At 59.7% G+C, this 21,429-nt stretch carries 24 protein-coding genes and 1 riboswitch; of the genes, 14 read left to right on the top strand and 10 right to left on the bottom strand.

From position 1 onward, the window contains the following. Positions 1 to 66: 66 nt before the first annotated feature. The 3 genes from pcaF to COL8621_RS18705 are packed head-to-tail and all read right to left on the bottom strand — an operon-like array spanning position 67 to position 2,653. Positions 67 to 1,269: a 3-oxoadipyl-CoA thiolase gene (gene pcaF, locus COL8621_RS18715; RefSeq protein ID WP_093968948.1), complete on the bottom strand. Its 1,203-nt coding sequence runs from the start codon at positions 1,267 to 1,269 to the stop codon at positions 67 to 69. Between the two features lie 2 nt (positions 1,270 to 1,271). After that, positions 1,272 to 1,949 (bottom strand): 3-oxoacid CoA-transferase subunit B, encoded by a 678-nt coding sequence (locus COL8621_RS18710; protein WP_093968947.1) that lies wholly within the window; start codon positions 1,947 to 1,949, stop codon positions 1,272 to 1,274. Then, entirely contained in the window at positions 1,946 to 2,653 is a 708-nt protein-coding gene (locus COL8621_RS18705) for a 3-oxoacid CoA-transferase subunit A (protein WP_093968972.1), read from the bottom strand. The genes COL8621_RS18710 and COL8621_RS18705 overlap by 4 nt, the downstream gene beginning before the upstream one ends. A 112-nt stretch (positions 2,654 to 2,765) precedes the next feature. Between COL8621_RS18705 and COL8621_RS18700 the strand changes: the two genes are divergently transcribed. Beyond that, complete coding sequence (locus tag COL8621_RS18700; protein ID WP_093968971.1) at positions 2,766 to 3,527, top strand: IclR family transcriptional regulator domain-containing protein; 762 nt, start codon at positions 2,766 to 2,768, stop codon at positions 3,525 to 3,527. Positions 3,528 to 3,530: 3 nt separating this feature from the next. On the opposite strand, the gene COL8621_RS18695 is transcribed toward COL8621_RS18700, so the two are convergent. From COL8621_RS18695 to COL8621_RS18675, 5 genes are read right to left on the bottom strand one after another with little or no spacing between them, the layout of a single operon-like run. After that, on the bottom strand, positions 3,531 to 4,022 hold the full coding sequence (locus tag COL8621_RS18695; RefSeq protein WP_093968946.1) for a MarR family winged helix-turn-helix transcriptional regulator: 492 nt from the start codon (positions 4,020 to 4,022) through the stop codon (positions 3,531 to 3,533). Positions 4,023 to 4,032: 10 nt separating this feature from the next. Beyond that, the gene (maiA, locus tag COL8621_RS18690; protein ID WP_093968945.1) at positions 4,033 to 4,683 is read right to left on the bottom strand and encodes a maleylacetoacetate isomerase; all 651 of its coding nucleotides are present in this window, start codon (positions 4,681 to 4,683) and stop codon (positions 4,033 to 4,035) included. 5 nt (positions 4,684 to 4,688) lie between these two features. Beyond that, the gene (locus COL8621_RS18685) at positions 4,689 to 5,384 is read right to left on the bottom strand and encodes a fumarylacetoacetate hydrolase family protein (RefSeq protein ID WP_093968944.1); all 696 of its coding nucleotides are present in this window, start codon (positions 5,382 to 5,384) and stop codon (positions 4,689 to 4,691) included. 11 nt (positions 5,385 to 5,395) lie between these two features. Continuing rightward, the gene (gtdA, locus tag COL8621_RS18680; protein WP_093968943.1) at positions 5,396 to 6,445 is read right to left on the bottom strand and encodes a gentisate 1,2-dioxygenase; all 1,050 of its coding nucleotides are present in this window, start codon (positions 6,443 to 6,445) and stop codon (positions 5,396 to 5,398) included. Positions 6,446 to 6,455: 10 nt separating this feature from the next. Then, a complete protein-coding gene (locus COL8621_RS18675; protein WP_093968942.1) occupies positions 6,456 to 7,637 on the bottom strand; it encodes a 3-hydroxybenzoate 6-monooxygenase in 1,182 nt (393 codons plus the stop codon). Positions 7,638 to 7,821: 184 nt separating this feature from the next. Here COL8621_RS18675 and COL8621_RS18670 point away from each other — a divergent pair, with 184 nt between their 5' ends. From COL8621_RS18670 to benD, 5 genes are all read left to right on the top strand, one after another. Beyond that, positions 7,822 to 8,970, top strand: coding sequence for a muconate/chloromuconate family cycloisomerase (locus tag COL8621_RS18670; protein WP_093968941.1), 1,149 nt, complete (start codon positions 7,822 to 7,824; stop codon positions 8,968 to 8,970). A gap of 55 nt (positions 8,971 to 9,025) precedes the next feature. Further along, positions 9,026 to 10,417: a benzoate 1,2-dioxygenase large subunit gene (gene benA / locus COL8621_RS18665; protein WP_093968970.1), complete on the top strand. Its 1,392-nt coding sequence runs from the start codon at positions 9,026 to 9,028 to the stop codon at positions 10,415 to 10,417. 6 nt (positions 10,418 to 10,423) lie between these two features. Next, entirely contained in the window at positions 10,424 to 10,948 is a 525-nt protein-coding gene (gene benB, locus COL8621_RS18660; RefSeq protein WP_093968940.1) for a benzoate 1,2-dioxygenase small subunit, read from the top strand. Positions 10,949 to 11,019: 71 nt separating this feature from the next. Beyond that, a complete protein-coding gene (gene benC / locus COL8621_RS18655; protein WP_093968939.1) occupies positions 11,020 to 12,036 on the top strand; it encodes a benzoate 1,2-dioxygenase electron transfer component BenC in 1,017 nt (338 codons plus the stop codon). Then, positions 12,033 to 12,812, top strand: coding sequence for a benzoate diol dehydrogenase BenD (gene benD / locus COL8621_RS18650; protein WP_093968938.1), 780 nt, complete (start codon positions 12,033 to 12,035; stop codon positions 12,810 to 12,812). Before benC ends, benD begins: the two co-directional genes overlap by 4 nt. 3 nt (positions 12,813 to 12,815) lie before the next feature. On the opposite strand, the gene COL8621_RS18645 is transcribed toward benD, so the two are convergent. Then, positions 12,816 to 13,706: a LysR family transcriptional regulator gene (locus COL8621_RS18645; protein WP_093968937.1), complete on the bottom strand. Its 891-nt coding sequence runs from the start codon at positions 13,704 to 13,706 to the stop codon at positions 12,816 to 12,818. Positions 13,707 to 13,818: 112 nt separating this feature from the next. After that, on the bottom strand, positions 13,819 to 14,688 hold the full coding sequence (locus tag COL8621_RS18640) for a dioxygenase family protein (protein WP_093968936.1): 870 nt from the start codon (positions 14,686 to 14,688) through the stop codon (positions 13,819 to 13,821). Between the two features lie 200 nt (positions 14,689 to 14,888). Between COL8621_RS18640 and COL8621_RS18635 the strand changes: the two genes are divergently transcribed. The 8 genes from COL8621_RS18635 to thiS all read left to right on the top strand — a co-directional run bounded on the left by COL8621_RS18635 (position 14,889) and on the right by thiS (position 21,429). Then, positions 14,889 to 15,263 carry a hypothetical protein gene (locus COL8621_RS18635; protein ID WP_093968935.1) on the top strand — a complete coding sequence of 125 codons (375 nt, stop codon included), beginning with the start codon at positions 14,889 to 14,891 and terminating at the stop codon, positions 15,261 to 15,263. After that, on the top strand, positions 15,260 to 16,105 hold the full coding sequence (locus COL8621_RS18630; RefSeq protein WP_093968934.1) for an alpha/beta fold hydrolase: 846 nt from the start codon (positions 15,260 to 15,262) through the stop codon (positions 16,103 to 16,105). The genes COL8621_RS18635 and COL8621_RS18630 overlap by 4 nt, the downstream gene beginning before the upstream one ends. A 142-nt stretch (positions 16,106 to 16,247) precedes the next feature. Next, complete coding sequence (locus COL8621_RS18625) at positions 16,248 to 17,288, top strand: TRAP transporter substrate-binding protein (protein ID WP_093968933.1); 1,041 nt, start codon at positions 16,248 to 16,250, stop codon at positions 17,286 to 17,288. Positions 17,289 to 17,364: 76 nt separating this feature from the next. Continuing rightward, a complete protein-coding gene (locus COL8621_RS18620) occupies positions 17,365 to 17,949 on the top strand; it encodes a TRAP transporter small permease (RefSeq protein WP_093968932.1) in 585 nt (194 codons plus the stop codon). Then, a complete protein-coding gene (locus tag COL8621_RS18615) occupies positions 17,946 to 19,262 on the top strand; it encodes a TRAP transporter large permease (protein ID WP_093968931.1) in 1,317 nt (438 codons plus the stop codon). Before COL8621_RS18620 ends, COL8621_RS18615 begins: the two co-directional genes overlap by 4 nt. Positions 19,263 to 19,314: 52 nt before the next feature. Then, a riboswitch (TPP riboswitch) is annotated at positions 19,315 to 19,414 on the top strand. Positions 19,415 to 19,473: 59 nt separating this feature from the next. Then, entirely contained in the window at positions 19,474 to 20,271 is a 798-nt protein-coding gene (thiD, locus tag COL8621_RS18610) for a bifunctional hydroxymethylpyrimidine kinase/phosphomethylpyrimidine kinase (RefSeq protein WP_093968930.1), read from the top strand. Next, the gene (gene thiO, locus COL8621_RS18605) at positions 20,268 to 21,248 is read left to right on the top strand and encodes a glycine oxidase ThiO (protein WP_093968929.1); all 981 of its coding nucleotides are present in this window, start codon (positions 20,268 to 20,270) and stop codon (positions 21,246 to 21,248) included. The genes thiD and thiO overlap by 4 nt, the downstream gene beginning before the upstream one ends. Next, a complete protein-coding gene (gene thiS / locus COL8621_RS18600; protein ID WP_093968928.1) occupies positions 21,232 to 21,429 on the top strand; it encodes a sulfur carrier protein ThiS in 198 nt (65 codons plus the stop codon). Before thiO ends, thiS begins: the two co-directional genes overlap by 17 nt.

Raw genomic sequence — 21,429 nt, 5'->3', positions numbered from 1 at the left:
ATAGCCAATACTTATGGGCGGAAACGGAAAAGGCCGCCAAGCAATGCTGGCGGCCTTTGGTGTTTGTTATACGCGTTCCAGCGCCAGGGCGATGCCCTGACCCACGCCGATACACATGGTCGAAAGCGAACGCTTGCCGCCGGTTTCCAGCAATTCAAACGCAGCCGTGCCAGTGATGCGCGCGCCCGACATGCCCAGCGGATGACCAAGCGCGATGGCCCCGCCGTTGGGGTTTACGCGCGGGTCGTCGTCGGCGATGCCAAGGTCACGCAAGGTGGCCAGACCTTGAGAGGCGAACGCCTCGTTCAATTCGATCACGTCGAAGTCGGTTTGGGTCAGACCCAACCGCGCCATCAGCTTTTTAGAGGCAGGTGCCGGGCCGAACCCCATGATGCGTGGCGCAACACCGGCGGTCGCGCCGCCCAGAACGCGCACCAGCGGGGTCAGCCCGTGGCGTTTCGCGGCCTCTTCGGTGGCAAGGATCAACGCCGCCGCGCCATCGTTCACGCCCGATGCGTTCCCGGCCGTCACGCTGCCCCCTTCGCGGAATGGCGCGCGCAGTTTGGCAAGTGCTTCGACGGTGGTGGTCGGGCGGGGGTGTTCGTCGGTGTCCACAACGATTGGGTCGCCCTTGCGCTGTGGAATGGTGACGGGCGTGATCTCTTTCGCCAAGCGCCCGTTTTCCATCGCTGCGCCCGCTTTTTGCTGCGAACGAACGGCGAAGGCGTCTTGATCTTCGCGGCTGATGTTAAAGTCTTCGGCGACGTTTTCGGCCGTTTCAGGCATGGAATCCACGCCGTATTGCGCCTTCATCAGCTTGTTGACAAAGCGCCATCCGATGGTGGTGTCGAACACCTCGTTCGCGCGGGAAAAGGCGGTGGTGGCTTTGGGCATCACGAAGGGCGCGCGGGTCATGCTTTCGACGCCGCCGGCGATCATCAGGTCAGCCTCGCCCGCCTTAATGGCGCGGGCGGCGGTGATGATCGCATCCATGCCCGAACCGCACAGGCGGTTCATCGTGGTGCCGGGGATGGTTTCAGGAAGGCCCGCCAAAAGCGAGCACATCCGGGCGACGTTACGGTTATCTTCGCCCGCTTGGTTGGCGCAGCCATAGATCACCTCGTCAACATCAGCCCAGTCGATGTCGTGCTTGGCCATCAGCGCCTTCAGCGGCACCGCGCCAAGGTCATCGGCGCGCACTTGGGCCAAGCCGCCGCCGAAACGGCCAATCGGGGTGCGGATATAGTCGCAGATATATACGTCACGCATTCTTAAAGCTCCGGCACGATAAGGTCGGCCACGGGGCCGTCTAGTTTCAGTTCAGCACCGGTGACGGCCTGCAAATCCTCGAGCGAGATCTGAGGCAGCTTTTCACGCAGCACAAAGTGACCGTCTTGAATATCCACAACCGCAAGGCTGGTGTAAACGCGGGTCACGCAGCCAACGCCGGTCAGCGGGAAGGTACATTCGGCCACCAGCTTGGGCTTGCCGTCTTTGGTGACGTGATCGGTGATCACCGCCACGCGGCCCGCGCCATGCACAAGGTCCATCGCGCCGCCAACGGCGGGCACACCTTTGTTGCCCACGCGCCAATTCGCCAGATCGCCGTTTTGCGCAATCTGATAGGCACCCAGAATGGCAACGTCCAAATGGCCGCCGCGCACCATGGCAAAACTGTCGGCGTGGTGAAAAAACGCCGCGCCGGGTTTCAGGGTGATCGCCTTTTTGCCGGCGTTGATCAGATCCCAGTCTTCGTCGCCTTCGGCGGGGGCTTGGCCAAAGCCAAGAACGCCGTTTTCAGTGTGAAAGATCGCCTCGCGGCCTTCGGGCTGATATTGCGCGACCATTTCGGGAAAGCCGATCCCAAGGTTCACATAGGCCCCATCTTCGATGTCTTGCGCGGCGCGCCATGCGATTTGGGCGTTGGTCAGTTTGATGTCGTTAATCATGGGTAGGTCGCTCCGGCACGGATCAGGGCTTCTTCTTGCTGGGGGTTGGCCACTTGGACCACGCCATCGACAAAAATGCCCGGCGTGATGACCTGTTCGGGGTCGATGCCCCCCGGCTGAACGATTTTGCTGACTTGGGCGATGGTGCGTTTGGCGGCCATGCACATCAGCGGGTTAAAGTTCCGCCCGGCAAGGCGATAGGTCAGGTTGCCCATCGGATCGCCCAGTTCGCCCTTAACAATGGCGAAGTCGGCCTTGAGCCAGCGTTCTTGAACGTATGAACGCCCCTCGAACACCTCAATCGGTTTGCCTTCGGCCAGTTCGGTGCCAAAGCTGGTGGGCGTGTAAAACGCCGGGATGCCTGCGCCACCGGCACGGATGCGTTCGGCCAGGGTGCCTTGGGGCACCAGCTCTAGCTCGATCTTGCCGTCAAGGTAGCGTTCGGTGAATGCCCGCGGGTCGGACGAACGTGGGAAGGAACACACCATTTTGGCAACCATGCCCGCGTCGATCATCGCGCCGATGCCGATTTTGCCGTTGCCCGCGTTGTTGTTGATCACGGTCAGGTTCTTGGGGCCCTTGTCGATCAGCGCGTGGATCAGTTCAATCGGGGCACCCGATCCGCCAAAGCCGCCGATCATGACGGTTGCGCCATCGTGAATATCCGCGACAGCATCCGCCACCGTGGCGATTGTCTTGTCCATTGCGCTCTCCATGTCTGCAAATTTGGGCGAACTTAGAAAGGCAGCGGCCCGTGCGGCAAGCGGTTCTGCGCGCATATTGACATTTGTTCACATTGCGCATCCATCTGTGCGCATGTCGAACAGATCCACAGATTTCATCGCCTCGTTGGCAAAAGGGCTGAACGTTATTGAGGCGTTCAGCGCGGAAACGCCCAAAATGTCGATCACCGATGTGGCCGCGAAAACGGGGTTAGACAGGGCCACGGCGCGGCGATGTTTGCTGACTTTGAACAGCTTGGGATATGCCGATTACGACGGCAAGTTTTTCACGCTGACCCCGCGCGTGCTGCGGTTGGGCATGGGGGCGCTGGCGGCGCTGCCGTTGCCGCAGATCGTGCAGCCGTGGTTGGATCAGCTTTCCGCCCGGATCGGCCATTCGGCGTCAGCGTCGATCTTGGATGAAACCGAAATTGTCTATGTCGCGCGGGCGGCGCAGCGGCGCGTGATGTCGATTGGGTTGATGCCGGGCACGCGGCTGCCAGCGCATTGCACATCGATGGGGCGCGTCCTGTTGGCCGCCCTGCCCGAAGGCGAGGCCCGCGCCATCGTCGAACGCAGCGATCTGACCCCGCGCACGCCGCTTAGCCTGACAGACCCGGATGCCGTGATGGCCCGCATCGCGCAGGTGCGCGCCGATGGCTATGCGATTATCGACCAAGAGGTTGAACTGGGCCTGCGGTCCATCGCGGTGCCGATCCGCAATGCGCATGGGCAAACGGTTGCGGCGTTGAACACCGGCATGGCGGCAGTTCACGCAGAGGCCAGCGAACTGGCGACCCTGTATCTGGAGGAGTTGTTGCGCGTGCAGGCCGGGCTGTCGCGCGTGGTGCTTTAGAGACTAAACCGGGGCTTTCTTACGCTCTTTGAAGGGCGCGCGGCTGGCGGCGTTGTTTCCGTCGGCCAGTTTGTGCAGCAAGGTGATCAGCGTTTCAGCCTCTTCATCGGTCAGGGGGGCAACGGTTCGGGTTTGCGCCTTCAGAACCGCCGGCGCACAGGATTGCGCCAGCGCGCGACCTTTGGGCGTGATCGACACGATCTTTGAACGGCGGTCCTTTTCCGACTGCGCCCGCGTGACAAGGCCGCGCCCCTCTAGCTTGCTGACGACAACGGCGATTGTTGTACGGTCCAGCGCGGAACGCCCGGCCAGCGTCACCTGATCCTGCGGGCCGCCGTTGATCAGATTTTGCAGCACGGCGAACTGAAGCGGGGTCAGATCGAATGCCTCGCATTCTTCAAGAAACAACCCGACAGAGATTTGGTGACAGCGCCGCAATAGATGGCCGGGCAGGTCTTTCAAAGACAATTTGTCGGGGCCATCTTCGCGGGACATGGCGGTTCCTTTAGGTGACGGCGTCGGGCTGGTTGGGCGGGGCCGCCTGATCGAACGCCGGAATTGAACTTAGCGCGTCAAAGATACCAGAAATCGTGGGATAGGGCGACGCATCAACGTTGAAGCGTTTGTTATTCCACATTTGTGCGAAAAGGCAAATGTCCGCCATGCTGGGGGTGTCGCCGTGGCAGAACCGGCCGGTATCGGGCGATGTGGCCAAGGTGGTTTCCAGCGCCGCGAATGTGGTCTGTACCCAATGGGTGAACCACGCCTTTTGCGCAGCGTCATCCGCACCAAAGGTTTCACCCAGATAGCCAAGCACACGCAGGTTGTTCAGCGGGTGCACCTCGCACGCGATCATATAGCACAGCGCGCGGACCCGCGCACGACCGTCCGGGTCCGAAGGCAAAAGCGCGGGCGTGGGGTGGGTTTCGTCCAGCCATTCGATGATGGCAAGGGATTGGGTCATCTGAACGCCATCGTCGCGTTCCAGCGTTGGCACCAAACCGGCGGGGTTGCGCGCCAGATAATCTGGCGCGCGCGTGTCCCCATCGCGCAGCGAATAGGGGACATAATCATAAGACAGCCCCTTTAGGTTCAGCGCCGCCCGTACCCGCACAGATGTAGAGGAGCGGAAGAAGTTGTGCAGGATCAGCGCCACGGGGCTTAGGCCGCCGGGCCGATATGGGTGGTCAGCGTGCCCAGCCCCACAATGCTGACTTCGCAGGTGTCGCCCACGTTCAGCTGGCCAACGCCAGCGGGCGTGCCTGTCATGATCAAATCGCCGGGCTGAAGCGTCATTGAGTGCGACAGGATCGAGATCACCTCGGGGATGGACCAGATGAGTTCGTTCAGGTCAGCGTCTTGCTTGGTTTCCCCGTTCACCGTCAGCTTGATCGACCCTTCGGAAGGATGACCAACCGCAGACACCGGATGAACCGGGCCAACCACGGCGGAACGGTCAAACGCCTTGCCCCAATCCCATGGGCGGCCCATTTCGCGGGCAACCAGTTGCAGGTCGCGCCGGGTCAGGTCATTGCCGATGGCATAACCCCAGACGTGGTTCAGCGCGTCCTTTTGCGCGATATTCACGCCGCCGGTGCCGATGGCGACGACCAGCTCTGCCTCATAATGAAAATTCTCGGTTTCGGGCGGGTAGGCCACCGTTTCGCCGTCCATCACCACGGCATCGGCGGGCTTGGTGAAAAAGAACGGGGGTTCACGGTCTGGGTCGCGGCCCATTTCGCGGGCGTGGGCGGCGTAGTTGCGGCCAACGCAAAAGATGCGGCGCACAGGAAGGCGGTCGTCAGAACCCGCCACCGCAACAGAGGCTTGCGGGGCAGGAGGGAAAACATAGTTCATTCATTCAGTCCTTAGTTATTGCCGCGGTCCTGCCGGAACAGCCCAAGTTTTTCTTGGGCCACCCGGTCCGAAAAGCTGAACAAGACGGCTTCGTCATCTGCTTCGTGCGTGACCCATTTCCACGAGGGTACGACGAAAATATCCTTTGGTCCCCATTCAAAAACCTGCCCGTCAATCGTGGTCCGGCCCGACCCTTCGACGGGAACAAAAACGGTGGCGTCGGTGGCCCGATAGGCGGCGGTTTTGAACCCTTTGGGCAGCAGTTGCAGGAACGGTGCGATTGTGGGCATCGCATAACCGCCATCAACCGGGTTCACATACCGCATTTTCAGGCCATGGCAGGGATCCCATTCGCCCTGATCCTTCATCTGTTCCAACGCCGCGCGGGACCGCTCATAGGGGTAGTTGAAGATGGGCGAGGCCAGCTTTTCCTGATGGTAATCCACCGGCAGCATATTCGCGCCGTACCGGGCCAGACTGTCGCCCATGGTGCGGTCGATGGGCTGTTCATCGTCGCCGTACCCTTCGGCGAAGCTGGCATCGAAATGCGAAACCATCGGGATATCCAGCCCATCAAGCCAGATCATCGGTTCATCCGTGTGGTTGCCGTGATCGTGCCAAGCCTGAGGTGGGGTAATCACGAAATCCCCGAAATTCATCTCCGTGCGTTCGCCGTTCACCGCCGTATGCGCGCCCGCGCCATCCAGCACGAACCGCAACGCGGATTGGGAATGGCGATGGGCGGGGGCAACCTCGCCCGGCATGACAAGTTGCAGCCCGGCATAAAGCGAGGTCGTGATCTTTGAATCGCCCCGCATGCCGGGGTTTTCCAAGATCAGCACGCGGCGTTCGGCCTCTTTCGCGGTGATCAGGTTGCCCGCTTCTAACAGATGGGCCTTGGCGTTGGCGAAGTTCCACAAATGCGGCTGGCAGGCCGATTTGGGTTCGGGGGTGATGATGCTGCTCATCACGGCCCACAGGGGGGTGAACGCCTCTTTGTCGATCTTGTCGTAAAAGGCGCGGCGTTCGGGGGTTTCGGCGGGTTTTTCAGTAAGGGACATTAGAACCTCCTTAATTCATGAGCCCGTTAGAGCCATAAAGCCAGTTCAACTGCTGGCACCAATCATCCGGCGACATGTTCGACATCACGTGGTTGCGCACGGCGGCTTTTGCGTCGTCGGGGTGGTAAATGTATTCGCCGATCAAACGGCTGTTCATCTGCACACGGGCGGTGCGCACAAGGCGTTGTTCCTGATACTTGCGCAGAGCGGTTTCATCGTCGTCGTAATTGTCAAAACAATGGGACAGGCAGACAGCATCCTCCATCGCCATACAGGCGCCTTGGGCGAAATATTGCAGCATCGGATGCGCCGCATCGCCCAGCAGGGCCACGCGGCCGTCCACCCAGTTTGAAATCGGCTCTCGGTCGCACAGGACCCACAGTTTCCAGTTGTCGCCGTGTTCGATGATCTGGCGGGCCTGCGGGGCGATGTGTTCAAAGCCTTGCATCACCTCGTCGCGCGACACGGGCTTACCGGCGATCGCCTCTTGCAGGTCGCGGTGATAGGTCACGACAAGGTTAAACACCTTCCACCCTTTCAGCGGGTAATGGACGATGTGGCACTTTGGCCCGGCCCAAAGCGTGGCCGCGTTCCAACGTAAATCTTCGGGCATTTGTTCTGTGGGAATGACAGAGCGATAGGTCGTGTGGCCCGAAATGCGCGGGGCGCCGTCGCCGACCATCTGCGCACGAATGGGGGAATTCAGCCCCTCGGCCCCGATCAGCACGCGGCCCTTAATCGGATCGCGCCCTTTTACGTGCAGCACGGCGGAGGCGCCATCTTGGCTGTAACCTTCAACGCGGTGATCCGTGCGAATATCCACCAACGGCGAAGCCGCGCAGAAATCGAGCAGCGTTTTATGCAAATCCGCCCGGTGGATCACCGCATAGGGGTTTTTGAAAAACGCGCGGAAATCGTCGCCCAGTGGGATTTGCGTGATGTCCTGCCCGGTTTTCGCATCCATCAGGCGCAGCGCGTCGATATAGACGGCCTCTTTGCGCATCACCTCTCCCACGCCAAGGTAGTCGAAACAGTGGAACGCGTTCGGGCCAATCTGAATGCCCGCGCCGATTTCACCCAAGTGCGGGGCCTGTTCCACCACGACCGACCGAACGCCCTTTTGCGCCAACCCAGCGGCAGAGGCCAAACCGCCAATACCACCGCCCGCGATTAGGACTGGAAGATCTGTCATATGTCATCCTTTCAAAGCCGTGCCGGATTCGGTATACAGCATTATGCGCATAGTACTGTACATATCAAGCCCGCCCCGTCACGTCACCCTGTGGGTATCGCCCAAGACCATCCCAGTATTGGACTTGGCGCATGGGATGGGCGCATCTTTGGCCCAATCAGTTTGTTGGGAAAGGCGTTGATCTGTGAGCAAAATCGACCGAATTGAGACCCTGATCGTCGATCTTCCGACGATCCGCGGGCATGTCCTTTCCATGACGACGATGATGCTTCAGTCGATTGTGCTTGTGCGTGTGCGTTTTGCAGATGGCTCTGTCGGGCTGGGCGAGGGGACGTCAATCGGTGGGTTAAGCTATGGCGCGGAAAGCCCGGAAAGCATCCAGCTGGCGATCGATACCTATATCGCGCCGCAGCTTTTGGGCCGGAATGGAGACGATATAAACGGCGCGATTGCCTTGATGGATAAGATGGTGCGCGGCAACCCGATTGCCCATTGTGCGGTGGAAACCGCGCTGTGGGATGGGCTGGCGAAGCGGCTTGATACCTCGGTCGCGCAGCTTTTCGGCGGGGCGGTGCGCGATGAAATGGCGGTGGCGTGGACGCTGGCCAGTGGCAATTCGGAAACTGACATCATCGAAGCCCAGCAGATGATCCAAGCCAAGCGTCACAACATTTTCAAGCTGAAGATCGGCAAACGTGCGGTGCGTGATGACATTGCCCATGTGGCCGCGATCAAAAAGGCCTTGGGCGACAGCGCCAGCATCCGTGTGGACGTGAACCAAGCCTGGACCTTGGCCGACGCGCGCTGGGGGCTGGCCGGGCTGCAAGACATTGGTGTCGATCTGGTGGAACAACCCATCCGGGCGCGCGCCTTAAAGGGCATGAAACAGCTGACCGACACGTATGAGATTGGCGTGATGGCTGACGAATCCCTGCAAGGCCCCGAAGATGCGCTGACCTTTGCGGCAGATCGTTCGGCGGATGTCTTCGCCGTGAAGATCGCGCAATCGGGCGGGTTAAAACGCGGGGCAGAGGTGATCGCCATCGCCCAAGCCGCCGGTATCGGGCTTTACGCGGGCACCATGTTGGAATCCGGGTTGGGGACGGCTGCGGCGCTGCAACTGTTTTCCACGGTTGAAACGTTGGAATGGGGCACCGAACTGTTCGGCCCGCTGCTGTTCACCGATGAAATTCTGCAAAACCCGATTGAATACAGTAACTTCCGGGTCAAGCGCCCTGCGGGTTTGGGCATCGGGGTGGCCTTGGACGAGGACAAGGTCAAATTCTACGCCCGCGATGGGGCGGCCGCTGCGCAACGGATTGCGGGCGAATAACTGAAACGGCTTGGCGGCCACCCAAGCGGGGCCGCCAAAGGAGGAGGAGCCAAACATGTTCACACAGACTGGTCTTGATGAACTAAGCCGCCGTCTTGACGGTATCGTGCAAGATGACCCTGAAAACGGCGTGTTCCGCGCCCGCCGCGATATGTTCACCGACGAAGAGCTGTTCGAGCTTGAGATGAAGCATATCTTCGAAGGCAACTGGATCTATATGGCCCACGAAAGCCAGATCCCGAACCCCGGCGATTATTTCACCCTGTTCATGGGGCGCACGCCGGTTGTTATCACCCGCGATAAGGGGGGCGAACTGCACGCGCTGGTCAACGCCTGTTCGCATCGGGGCGCAATGCTGTGCCGGTTCAAATCGCGCAACAAATCCACGTTTACCTGCCCGTTCCACGGCTGGACCTTTTCCAACACCGGCAAGCTGTTGAAGGTGAAAGACCCAAAAGGCGCGGGCTATCCCGAACAGTTCAACACCGACGGCAGCCACGATCTGACCAAGGTCGCCCGGTTTGAAAGCTATCGTGGCTTTTTGTTCGGCTCGTTGAATGCGGATGTGTCCTCGCTGGAAGAATATTTGGGAGACGCGACCAAGATGATCGACATGGTCGCCGACCAGTCCGACGAAGGGCTAGAGGTGCTGCGCGGCAACTCCACCTATACCTACGACGGGAACTGGAAGCTTCAGGCCGAAAACGGCGCCGATGGCTATCACGTTTCGGCGGTTCACTGGAACTATGTCGCCACGACCTCGCGCCGGGGCGAAGAAAAAGAAGACGTGATCAAAGCCACCGACGCGTCAAAGTGGGCCAAACAGAAGGGCGGTTTTTACAGCTTTGAAAACGGTCACCTGATGTTGTGGACAACATGGGCCGACCCATCGAACCGGCCGATGTTTGATCAGCGCGATGAATTGGTTGCCAAGTATGGCGAGGCAAAGGCCGATTGGATGATCGGATATCTGCGCAATCTGTGCCTGTATCCCAACGTGTTCCTGATGGATCAGTTCAGCAGCCAATTGCGCGTTTTCCGCCCGATTAGTGTCGATAAAACCGAAGTCACCATCTATTGCATCGCGCCAAAGGGCGAAGCGCAGGAAAGCCGGTCGCGCCGCATTCGCCAGTACGAAGATTTCTTTAACGCCTCAGGCATGGCCACGCCGGACGATACCGAAGAATTCCGCGCAACGCAGCGTGGCTATGCCGGGGCGGCCCACGCGCAGTGGAACGATCTGACCCGTGGCGCGACCCAATGGATCAAAGGCCCCGATGACGAGGCAAAGGCCATCAACCTGAACCCGATCCTGTCTGGCGCACGCACCGAAGACGAAGGTCTGTTCGTGATCCAGCACAGCCAGTGGACGGAACGCATGCACGACGCCATCACCAAAGAGCGCGAGCAGCTAGAAGCCCAACAACAAAACATCGCAGCGGAGTAAACCCAGATGAGCACCGCAACATTACAACGCACCGCCGCCCAGACCCTGTCCAACGAGGATGTGCAGCAGTTTCTATATGCCGAAGCCCGCTGTCTGGATGACCGTGAATGGGATCAGTGGCTGGCCTTTTACCACGACGATTGCGAATTCTGGATGCCCGCGTGGGATGACCACGACACGCTGACCGAAGATCCCCAGAACGAAATGTCGCTGATCTATTACCCCGATAAATCCGGGATCGAAGACCGGGTGTTCCGCATCAAAACCGACCGCTCGTCTGCCACCTCGTTGCCGGAACCGCGCACCTCGCACAACCTGTCGAACATCGAAATCATCAGCCAGCAGGATGGAGAGTTGAAGGTCAGGTTCAACTGGCTGACGATGAACTATCGCTATGGCAAAACGGACCAACACTGGGGCTGTTCGTTCTATACGATCGACACAACCGGGCCTACGCCGCTGATCACCGCGAAGAAGATCGTTTTGAAGAACGACGTGATCCATCACGTGATCGACATTTACCACATCTGATCCCGATAGGGTCTAACGCCAAAACGCGCGTGCCCGCCACAGGGCGTGCGACCAAGGGAGGAGCCAGAACCATGGCCTATAACATAGCGCTGAATTTCGAAGATGGCGTGACGCGGATCATCCAATGCGATGACGATGAAAAGGTCACGGACGCGGCCTTTCGCCAAAAGATCAACATCCCGATGGATTGCCGCGACGGGGTGTGCGGCACCTGCAAGTGTTTCGCCGAAAAGGGCGAATACGATTTGGAATTCTATATGGACGAAGCCATGACAGAGGAAGAGGCCGAACAGGGCTTTGTTCTGACCTGTCAGATGACCCCGGAAAGCGACTGTGTGATCAGCGTGCCAGCGTCCTCGGTTGTTTGTAAGACCGGGCCGGAAACGGTGGGCGGGACCGTGGCGGGGGTTGATGCGCTGTCTGACACGTCGTTCGCGTTGCGCGTGGCGTTGGACAAGCCGATTTCGTTTTTGCCGGGGCAGTACGTGAACATCACCGTACCGGGCAGCGACAAGCATCGGTCGTATTCCTTTTCCTCCGCTCCGGGCGCGGCTGAGGGTACGTTCCTTATCCGCAACCTGCCCGGCGGGCTGATGAGCACCTATTTGGCGCGCGCCGCGGCGGGTGATGCCGTGTCGCTGACCGGGCCGATGGGCGCGTTTTATCTGCGCCCGGTAAAGCGGCCCCAGCTTTGGCTGGCAGGCGGTACCGGGCTTGCGCCGTTTTTGTCGATGCTGGAACAGGTGGCCGAACAGGGCTGCGATCAGCCAATCACTCTCTATTACGCCGTAACACGCGCCGCCGATCTGGTGGAACTGGACCGCGTGAACGATCTGGCCGCCAAGATCGGCAACGTCACTGTCATCACCATTCTGGCCGCAGAAGAGGACGCGCATGACCGCAAAGGTTTCGTGACCGACCACCTGACGGCGGATGATCTGAACGGCGGCGACGTTGACGTTTACCTGTGCGGCCCGCCCCCCATGGTGGACGCGGTGCGCCAGCATCTGAACAACGCGGGGGTGGAACCTGCGAACTTTTACTTCGAAAAGTTCAACCCGACCGAAGCAGAGGCAGAAGCCGCATGAACGACCGTTTTCAGGGCAAAGCCTTTGTCGTGACGGGGGCTGCGCAAGGTATCGGCCAACGCGTGGCCGAACGCGCCGCCGCCGAAGGGGCCGAGGTGCTGATCGTGGACCGATCAGAAAACCGCCACGCCGTCGTCGCACAGATCAACGCGGCGGGCGGCAAAGCGCATGAACTGGCCGTGGATCTGGAAACATGGGACGGCTGCGCCGAAGCCATGGCCAAGGCGGTTGCGTTGTTCGGGCGTATCGACGTGCTGGTCAACAACGTGGGCGGCACGATCTGGGCCAAGCCTTACGAACACTATGAACCGCATCAGATTGACGCCGAAGTCCGCCGTTCGCTTTTCCCCACGCTGTACTGCTGTCGCGCCGTGTTAGAGCCGATGTTGAAGGCGGGGCAGGGGGTTATCGTCAACGTATCGTCCATCGCGACGCGCGGGTTGAACCGGGTGCCCTATGCCGCTGCCAAGGGCGGGGTGAACGCCCTGACCGCCAGCCTGGCATGGGAGGTTGCAGAACGCGGCATCCGCGTCGTCGCCACCGCCCCCGGCGGAACAGAGGCACCCCCCCGCGTCGTCCCCCGCAACCCCAACGCAGAAACCGAACAGCGCGAAGATTGGTATCAGACGATCGTTGATCAAACGATCCAGTCCAGCCCGATGAAACGCTATGGCACGCTGGACGAACAGGCCGGGGTCATTCTGTTTCTGGCGTCGGATGATGCGTCTTACATCACCGGGCAGACGGTGCCGGTGGGCGGCGGCGATTTGGGCTAGGGCTTAGAACATCTTGCGCGATACGGATTGCGCAATTTTCACGAAGTTGCTGACATGCACGCCCTGTTCATCCAGCCGCACGTTAATCGAAAGCTCGGTCGTGCCCAAATTGGGCGCGATCTTGTGAAACCGCACGCCATTGCGCTGCGCCGACCCGACAGAGGCCGGAACCACACAAACCCCTTCGCCAATCGCCACAAGGCTTAGCGCCGTCTGAAGGTCCATCGTGAACACGCGGTTTTTGATGCTGACGCCTTGTTCCTTGCACCGATCAAGCACCAGATCGGCAAAGCTGGGCCGGGGGTATTCGGGGTAAAGGATGAAATTGTGATCCTGCAACGCGTGCAGGTCCACCCGCCCGTTCGCCGCGATCTGAAGCGTGTCTGGCGTGGCCAGGGCCAGCTCTTCCTCGCCCAGTTTGCGGGTGACGAATTCGGAATCCTTCAGGGCGGGGCGGGCAAAGGCCACGTCGATTTCACGGCTGACCAAAGACCGGTGCAATTGCGCGTTGTTCATCGGGATCAGGCTTAGGTTTACATCGGCGTAATTGGCGCGGAACGATTTGATGATGTTGGGCAGAATGCCAAACGTGGACGACCCGACAAACCCAATGCGCAGGCGCCCTTCGGCACCTTGGCCGATGCGTTTCACCTCTAACTTGGCGTCGTCGATCTGGCGCAGGATGCTTTTGCTGCGTTCTAACAACCGCTCTCCGGCTTGGGTTAGGGAAATGGCGCTGCGGCCCCGGTTGAACAACAGCGCGCCCAGCTCTTCCTCGGTCTGTTTGATCTGACGGCTTAGCGGCGGCTGCGCCATGCCCAGCCGTTCCGCCGCGCGGCCGAAATGCAGTTCTTCGGCGACCGCGACGAAATATTCCATCTGCTTTAAGTTCATTCGTTCCCCCTTGGGTCAGAGTGAAACACCCAGCACCGAATTGCACGCCAATTGTCTGAGATAAAAAGGCCCCCGCACCGCGGAGGCCCTTTTACCGTCTGGGAGGGAGGAATTATTCCGCAGCCATTGCCGCAGATTCTTGTTTCAGCACAAAGTCGAACGCCAAACGCAGATCGGTGCCAAGGCTTGCGTCGGCTTTTTCGAAGGTGCCGATTAGGCTCTCTTTCACCGCAAAAACGCTGTCATCTTCCAGCCACGCGCTTTCAGAGTCATAGATTTGGCTGATCAGCGGGCGATAGCCGTCTTTGGAAATGATAAAGTGCATGTGCCCCGGGCGGTTCGGGTGGTGGCCCATATACCGCAGCAATTCACCGGCGGTTTCGTTGTCGGGGATCGGGTAAGGCACAGGGCGCACCGCAACAAAGGCATAGTGGCCGTTTTCATCCGTTTCGAACCGGCCGCGCAGGTTATATTCGGGCTGATCCGGGTCAAGGTTTTCGTAAACGCCGTTGGGGGCATCTTCCCAGACATCCAAGGTGGCACCGGCAATCGGGTTGCCGTTCGCATCACGAATATAGCCTTCGTAATAAGCGGTTTCTTCGTTTTCGTAATGCTTAAGGATCGTCGAAGCGCCCTTTGGCAGAACCGGGGGATTTTCACGATAGAATGGGCCAAGGACGGTCGATTCACTTTCGGTGCCTTCAGAGGGGTTGGTCAGCATATCAACCAACACTTCGACGCCCAGAATATCGCCCAACAGGATGAATTCCTGACGGTTGTCATCGCATGTCTGCCCCGCACGTTTCAGAAACTCACATCCTTCCAGAAACTCTCCGTGTTGCAGGTTCACGTCTTTGCAGAACCCGTGCAGGTGCTTCAGCAATGATGTCATGATTTCGCGCTGGCGGTCTGAAACATCGCCGTTTTTGCCCAGCGATGCGATCACCACGTCGGTGATGTTTTCAAGTGATACAATACCCATCCAATATCCTCCCTCTGGATAACAGGTCTCCTCCGAAGGGGCGCAGTATGCGGCGCCCCCGATTACGCACAATACTTCTTTATAGTTTGGCGGCGACCAATGCCTTGGACGGTATTGCCAGATACCCTGCGCGACATTGCTAGAACGGGCCTTGCCGTATCAGTTTGCCCCCAACACGCCGCGTGCTGAGGGGAACCGGAATGCTTTCAAATCTGCAATCAATGCAGGACCAACTGAACAATTGCGCGCATCTGCGCCGCATCGGGCGGCTGTTTTCCGAAACCGTGCAGCTTATCGTCGACGGGGAGGAGTTTTATCTGACCTTCGAAAAAGGCGCGCTGGTGGACATCACCCAAGGGCCCAGCCGTAAAACGCCGTGGCGCTTTTCGTTCCGGACCGATTGTGAAGCGTTGGAAAAACATTGGCAGGCCGTGCCCGAGCCCGGCTTTCACGACGTTTTCGGGCTTGTCAAAATTGGCCGTGGCCAGATCGAGGGCGATATCCTGTCGCTGGTGAAAAACCTGCGGTTCTTCAAAGAGTTTCTGGCCCTGCCGCGCAAAGGAAATACACAATGACCGCCGCGATAGAGCCGATTGTTGGCCGCTATGTCACTGTTCAGCTAAACGACGGGCCGCGCCGCGTGTATTTTGAAGAAGCCGGGCAGGGGTGCCCGGTGATCTGTTTGCACACCGCCGGGGCCGATACCCGCCAGTGGCGCCATCTGATGAATGACGCCGAGGTTACCAACCAAAACCGCCTGATCGCGTTCGACATGCCGTGGCACGGGAAATCCCTTCCGCCCGAAGGGTTCGAAACGCAGGAATACCTGCTGACGACAGAGGCCTATATCGAGACTGTTCTGGCGGTTTGCGATGCTTTGGGGTTGGAAAAGCCCATTCTGGCGGGCTGTTCCATGGGCGGGCGTATCGCTCTGCAACTTGCCGCGCTGCACCCGGACCGTTTCGCCGGTTTCATCGCGATCGAGGCAAGCGATTTTCAGCCCGCGTGGTACGACATCGACTGGTTCCATCGCCCCGATGCCCATGGCGGCGAAATGGGGGCGGCGTTGGTTTCGGCCAACATCTCTCCTTATGCGCCGGTGGCGGAACGCTGGAATACGCTGTGGATGTTTATGCAATCCGGGCCGGGCGTGTTTCGTGGTGATCTTAGCTTTTACACCAAAGATGACAGCCTGATCGCGCGTCTGGGGCAGATTGACACGGCGAAAACGCCGGTTCACCTGATTGTCGGGGCCTATGATCTGACCTGCACACCCGAAGACGCGGCCCGCACCGCCAAGGCCATTCCCGGCGCGACATTGGCCGTGATGGATGAACTGGGCCATTTCCCGATGAGCGAACACCCCAAAGGGTTCCGCCCGTTCTTTTTAGCGGCGTTGGGCAAGATGACGAACTGACCGGTATCACCTGATACCAACTGCGGATTTGACCTGCGCCATGTCCGCTAGATAAATTAGGCGCAATACTGAGGGATTCTGGGTAAACTGCCATAGAGTGAGGCCCGTCCGATCTCTCAAAAGGTTAAAAGGGAGGAAACCTATGACCATTACGCGTAAATCATTTCTGAACGTGGCGGCGGCTGCGGCGCTTGCTGTTGGCTTCGGCTCGGTTCCGGCGTTCGCAGAAGAGGTCACTCTGCGTTTGCATCAATTCCTGCCAGGACAGGCGAATGTGCCAAAGCTGGTGTTGGATGTCTGGGCGGATAACGTTGAAAAAGACAGCGGCGGCCGCATCAAGGTGGCGCGCTATCCGTCGATGCAGCTGGGCGGCAAACCGCCAGAACTGATGGACCAGGTGACAGACGGCGTGGCCGATGTGGTCTGGACCGTCGTTGGCTATACCCCCGGCCGTTTCCCCAGCACCGAGGTGTTTGAGCTTCCGTTCATCACCAGCGACGCGCGCGCCGCATCGCGCGCCTATTGGGAGATGTTCGAAAAGCATATGAAGGACACAGAGTTCAAGGATGTGCATATTCTGGGCACATGGGTGCATGGCCCCGGCATGTTGCACACCAAAGATCCTGTGACCTCTCCTGCTGATCTGCGCGGCATGAAAATCCGGGGCGGTTCGCGTCAGGTGAACATGCTGTTGACGAAACTGGGCGCAACCCCGGTTGGCATGCCGGTTCCCGCCATCCCCGAAGGCCTTTCCAAAGGCGTGCTGGACGGAACCACCATCCCGTGGGAGGTGACAACCGCCCTTAAGGTGCCTGAACTGGTTGAAAACCACACCGAATTCACCGGTGCCGCGCTTTATAACCTGACCTTCGTTCTGGCGATGAACAAGGGGCGTTACGAAGGGCTGCCTGATGATCTGAAGGCGGTGATCGACCAGAACTCTGGCCTTGAATTTTCGGTCTTTGCGGGTGGAACGCAGGCAGATGCCGATGGTCCAGCGCGCGAATTTGCGGCGGCAAAGGGCAATAACATCATCACCATCACCGAAGAGCAGACCCAAGAATGGCGCGCCCTTGCGCAGCCCATCTATGACGCATGGGTCGAAGATATGAAATCCAAGGGCATCGACGGTCAGGCCCTGATCGACGAAGCCACGGCATTGATGGCGAAATACGCCGAATAAACACCGGCACGCGGGCCGCATCCCAACAAAGATGCGGCCCGTATTTTATCCGGATTTCCGAACAGAGGGGGCGCGCATGCTGCGCATCATCGAAAAACTGGCCCGCACCATGGTGGTGCTGGGCGGCGTGGTTCTTGTGCTGTTGGTGGTCTTGACCTGCGCGTCTGTGATTGGCCGGTCCCTGAACGGGATGCTGCACAGCGATCTGGCGCAAAGCCTGTTGGGTGAGGTGGCTGACTGGCTTATCAACGCCGGAATCGGCCCTATCACAGGTGATTTTGAGATTCTTGAGGCCGGCGTGGCCTTTTCGATCTTTGCGTTCCTGCCCTATTGCCAGCTGCACGGCGGGCACGCGACGGTGGATGTGTTCACCTCGTTTCTGCCGGTCAAAGCCAACAAATACATCATCGCCTTTTGGGAGGTCGTGCTGACGGCTGTCATCCTTTTGATCACCTGGCGCCTGTACGCCGGGATGCTGTCAAAAATGGGCAACGGCGAAACCACCTTCCTTTTGCAATTCCCGGTGTGGTGGGGATACGCGGCCAGCTTTGTGCCCGCTGTCGTTGCCTGTGTCGTCGGGCTTTACTGCGCCATCGGGCGCGTCGCTGAAATTGTCACGGGCCGTGACTTTCTACCGAAATTGGAAGGAGCGGTTCATTGACCATGCTTGAAATGGGGATCGCCTCGTTCCCGATCCTGTTGCTGATGATCTTTCTGCGCGCGCCGATTGGCATGGCTATGTTTCTGTGCGGCATCGGCGGGCTGTACTTTGGGCTGGGCAGTTCCAACATGTTCTTGGCCAAGCTGAAGTCTGAAACCTATACGACGTTTTCCAGCTATTCATTGACGATTATCCCGATGTTCCTGCTGATGGGCCAGTTTGCCACGCTTTCGGGCATGTCGGCGGCGTTGTTCAAAGCCTCGGAATCGTGGCTGGGGCACCGCAAGGGCGGGGTTGCGATGGCGTCGGTTGGGGCCTGCGCCGGGTTCGGCGCGATCTGCGGATCCTCCCTTGCGACCGCCGCCACGATGAGCCGCGTCGCCCTGCCCGAAATGCGCCGATACGGCTATTCCGGCGGGTTTTCCACGGCGACGCTTGCGGCGGGCGGGACGCTGGGCATTCTTATTCCGCCGTCGGTGATCCTTGTGATCTATGCGATCCTGACAGAGCAAAACATCGCCAAGCTGTTTCTGGCCGCGTTCATTCCGGGGATATTGGCGGCCATCGGGTATGTCATCACAATCTCGATCTATGTGCGGCTGTTTCCCGATGCGGCGGGCACGCGCGACCCTGTGCCTTATGCCCAACGTTGGCGCGCCTTGTTCGATGTCTGGCCCGTGCTGACGGTGTTCGGGCTGGTTGTCGGCGGCATCTATCTTGGCTGGTTCACCCCAACCGAAGGGGCGGCGATTGGGGCGGCGGGCACCGGACTGCTTGCGCTGATTTCGGGGAACCTGACGTGGGCGGTGTTCAAGGAAAGCCTGTTCGCCACCGCCATGGCCACCGCGATGATTTTTTTCATCGTGCTGGGCGCCGGGCTGTACAACAGCTTCCTTGCGCTTAGCCAAGTGCCGCAGGAAATGTCGAACCTTGTGGTCGGTCAAGGTTGGAGCCCATGGACCGTTCTGACCGTGATTTTGGTCTTCTACCTTCTGTTCGGCTGCCTGATGGATAGCCTTAGCATGATCCTTTTGACGATCCCGATCTTCTTTCCGGTGATCAGCGTGCTGGATTTCGGCATGTCGGCGGAACATGTGGCGATCTGGTTCGGCATCCTGGTGCTGATCGTGGTCGAAGTGGGGCTGATAACCCCGCCCGTGGGCATGAACCTGTTCATCATCAACGCGATGGATCGCGAAACACCCATGTCTGAAACCTATAAGGCGGTGCTGTGGTTTGTGGGGTCAGATCTGGTGCGGGTTGTCATTCTGGTGCTGTTCCCGGCCATCACGCTGTGCCTTTTGCCTAGCTAAGCCAAACCTTCGCCCATCTGTTTGACGAGCAGGGCGAAGATTTGTAAAGAAGACCTATCTGTTGGGGTGCCTTTCGGGGCTGAGATGCATATCGCGAACCCATTGAACCTGAACCGGTTAGGACCGGCGGAGGAAACAGAATTTGGGTCTTTGCTATGCCCGAAAACCGATTCCTCGGTGGCCCTGACCAAGAACCAAAGGATTTGGCTTCTTGGTATCTATCGCTTTAACGATCGCAGGCTCTGACAGTGGGGGCGGCGCGGGCATTCAGGCCGATCTAAAGGCGTTTTCGGCGCTTGGCGTTTACGGATGCAGTGTAATTACCGCTGTTACCGCGCAAAACACCCGCGATGTTACGGCCGTTCATCCCATTCCCACCGACGTTATCGCCGCGCAGATTGATGCCGTTCTAAGTGACATTGACGTGGCCGCGATCAAGATCGGGATGTTGGGCATGCCCGATGTAATCGAAACGGTCGCCGAGGCGCTGCAATCCTTTGACGGCCCAATCGTGCTGGACCCGGTGATGATCGCCAAATCCGGTGCCGCGTTGTTACCGCAAGAGGCGACAGCGGCGCTGCGCGAGGTGCTTTTGCCCCGCGCCACCGTCCTGACCCCCAACATCCCCGAAGCGGCCCGCCTGTTGGATGCCGACGAACAGCTGACCGACGAAGGGCTAAAGCAACAGGGCCGCGCGCTGTTTGCCTGTGGGCCTCAGGCGGTTCTGATGAAGGGCGGGCACGGCGCCGGGGGCACCTGCACCGATTGGCTGATGACCGCAGACAGCGAACAATCACTGCAATCCGAACGGATCGACACGAAGAACACCCATGGCACCGGGTGCAGTTATTCGTCGGGGATTGCGGCGGGGTTGGCCAAGGGGCAAAGCGTTGCGGCGGCAACCCACGCGGCGCACGGTTGGCTGCACGATGCCATTCGCCGCGCGGATCAGCTGAACGTTGGGTCGGGCCATGGGCCGGTGCATCATTTCCACGGGCTGTGGGCATGAGCTCCCCCATCACCATTCTGGGCAGCGGCGTTGCCGGGCTTTGCGTTGCGGCCGAACTTTCGGGGGCGGGCCACGCCGTCACGGTGATTGACCCGCATCTGGCGCCGGGCGCGCATGGCTGTTCGTGGTGGGCGGGCGGCATGCTGGCCCCTGATTGCGAAGGCGAGGTTGCCGAAGAACCCGTTGTGCGGCTGGGGCGCGACGCGGCGGATTGGTGGCAAGGTAAGGGGGCGCAGGTCACGCGCAACGGCTCTGTCGTGGTGGCGCTGGATCGTGACCGGCGACAGTTGGACCGCTTTGCACGGCAGACCGAAAACCATCAAACATTGGACCGCGCCGCGCTTGAGGCGCTGGAACCGCAACTGGCCGACAGGTTCGACCGCGCGCTTTTCATGACCCAAGAGGCGCATATAAACCCGCGCGAAACCCTGTTGGGCCTGCATGCCCGTTTGGCCGACGCCGGGGTCCAGTTTGTCAAAGATGGCACCCCGCAGGGGCAGGTGATCGACTGTCGTGGGTTGGCGGCGCGCGATGCCTTGCCTGATCTGCGCGGGGTTAAGGGGGAAATGGTGATCCTTTCGGCGCCGGATGTGACCCTATCCCGCCCGGTTCGGCTGATTCACCCGCGCTTTCCTTTGTATATCGTGCCGCGCGGCGATGGGGTGTTCATGCTGGGCGCCACCCAGATCGAAAGCGGAGAGCGCAGCCGCGCCACCGTCCGTTCAATCATGGAGCTGCTGAACGCCGCCTATGCCCTGCACCCCGCATTTGGCGAGGCCGAGGTTCTGGAAATCGGCGTCGATGCGCGCCCCGCGTTTCCCGACAACCTGCCGCGCATTGGCCGCATCGGCGACCGCCTTTATGTGAACGGGCTGTTCCGTCACGGTTTTCTTTTGGCGCCCGCGATGGCGCGCATGGTCGGCGCGATGGTGCGTCATGGCGATCAGCCGGAGGTTTGGCATGAAGATCACAGTTAACGGCGAACAGGTCACGGTTCAGGCAAGCACCTTGGCCGATGCATTGGACGAACTTGGCCACGGCGGGGCCAAGGTGGCCACGGCCGTGAACGAAACCTTTATTCCCGCAACGATGCGCGCGGCGCGGGTGCTTGAACCCGGCGACCGCGTTGAAATCGTCGCGCCGCGGCAGGGGGGCTGA

It is taken from the genome of Actibacterium lipolyticum (assembly GCF_900184935.1).
Lineage (GTDB): Bacteria > Pseudomonadota > Alphaproteobacteria > Rhodobacterales > Rhodobacteraceae > Actibacterium_A > Actibacterium_A lipolyticum.
The sequence above is the reverse complement of the archived record's forward strand: the minus strand, read 5'-3'. Positions and strand labels throughout refer to the sequence as shown.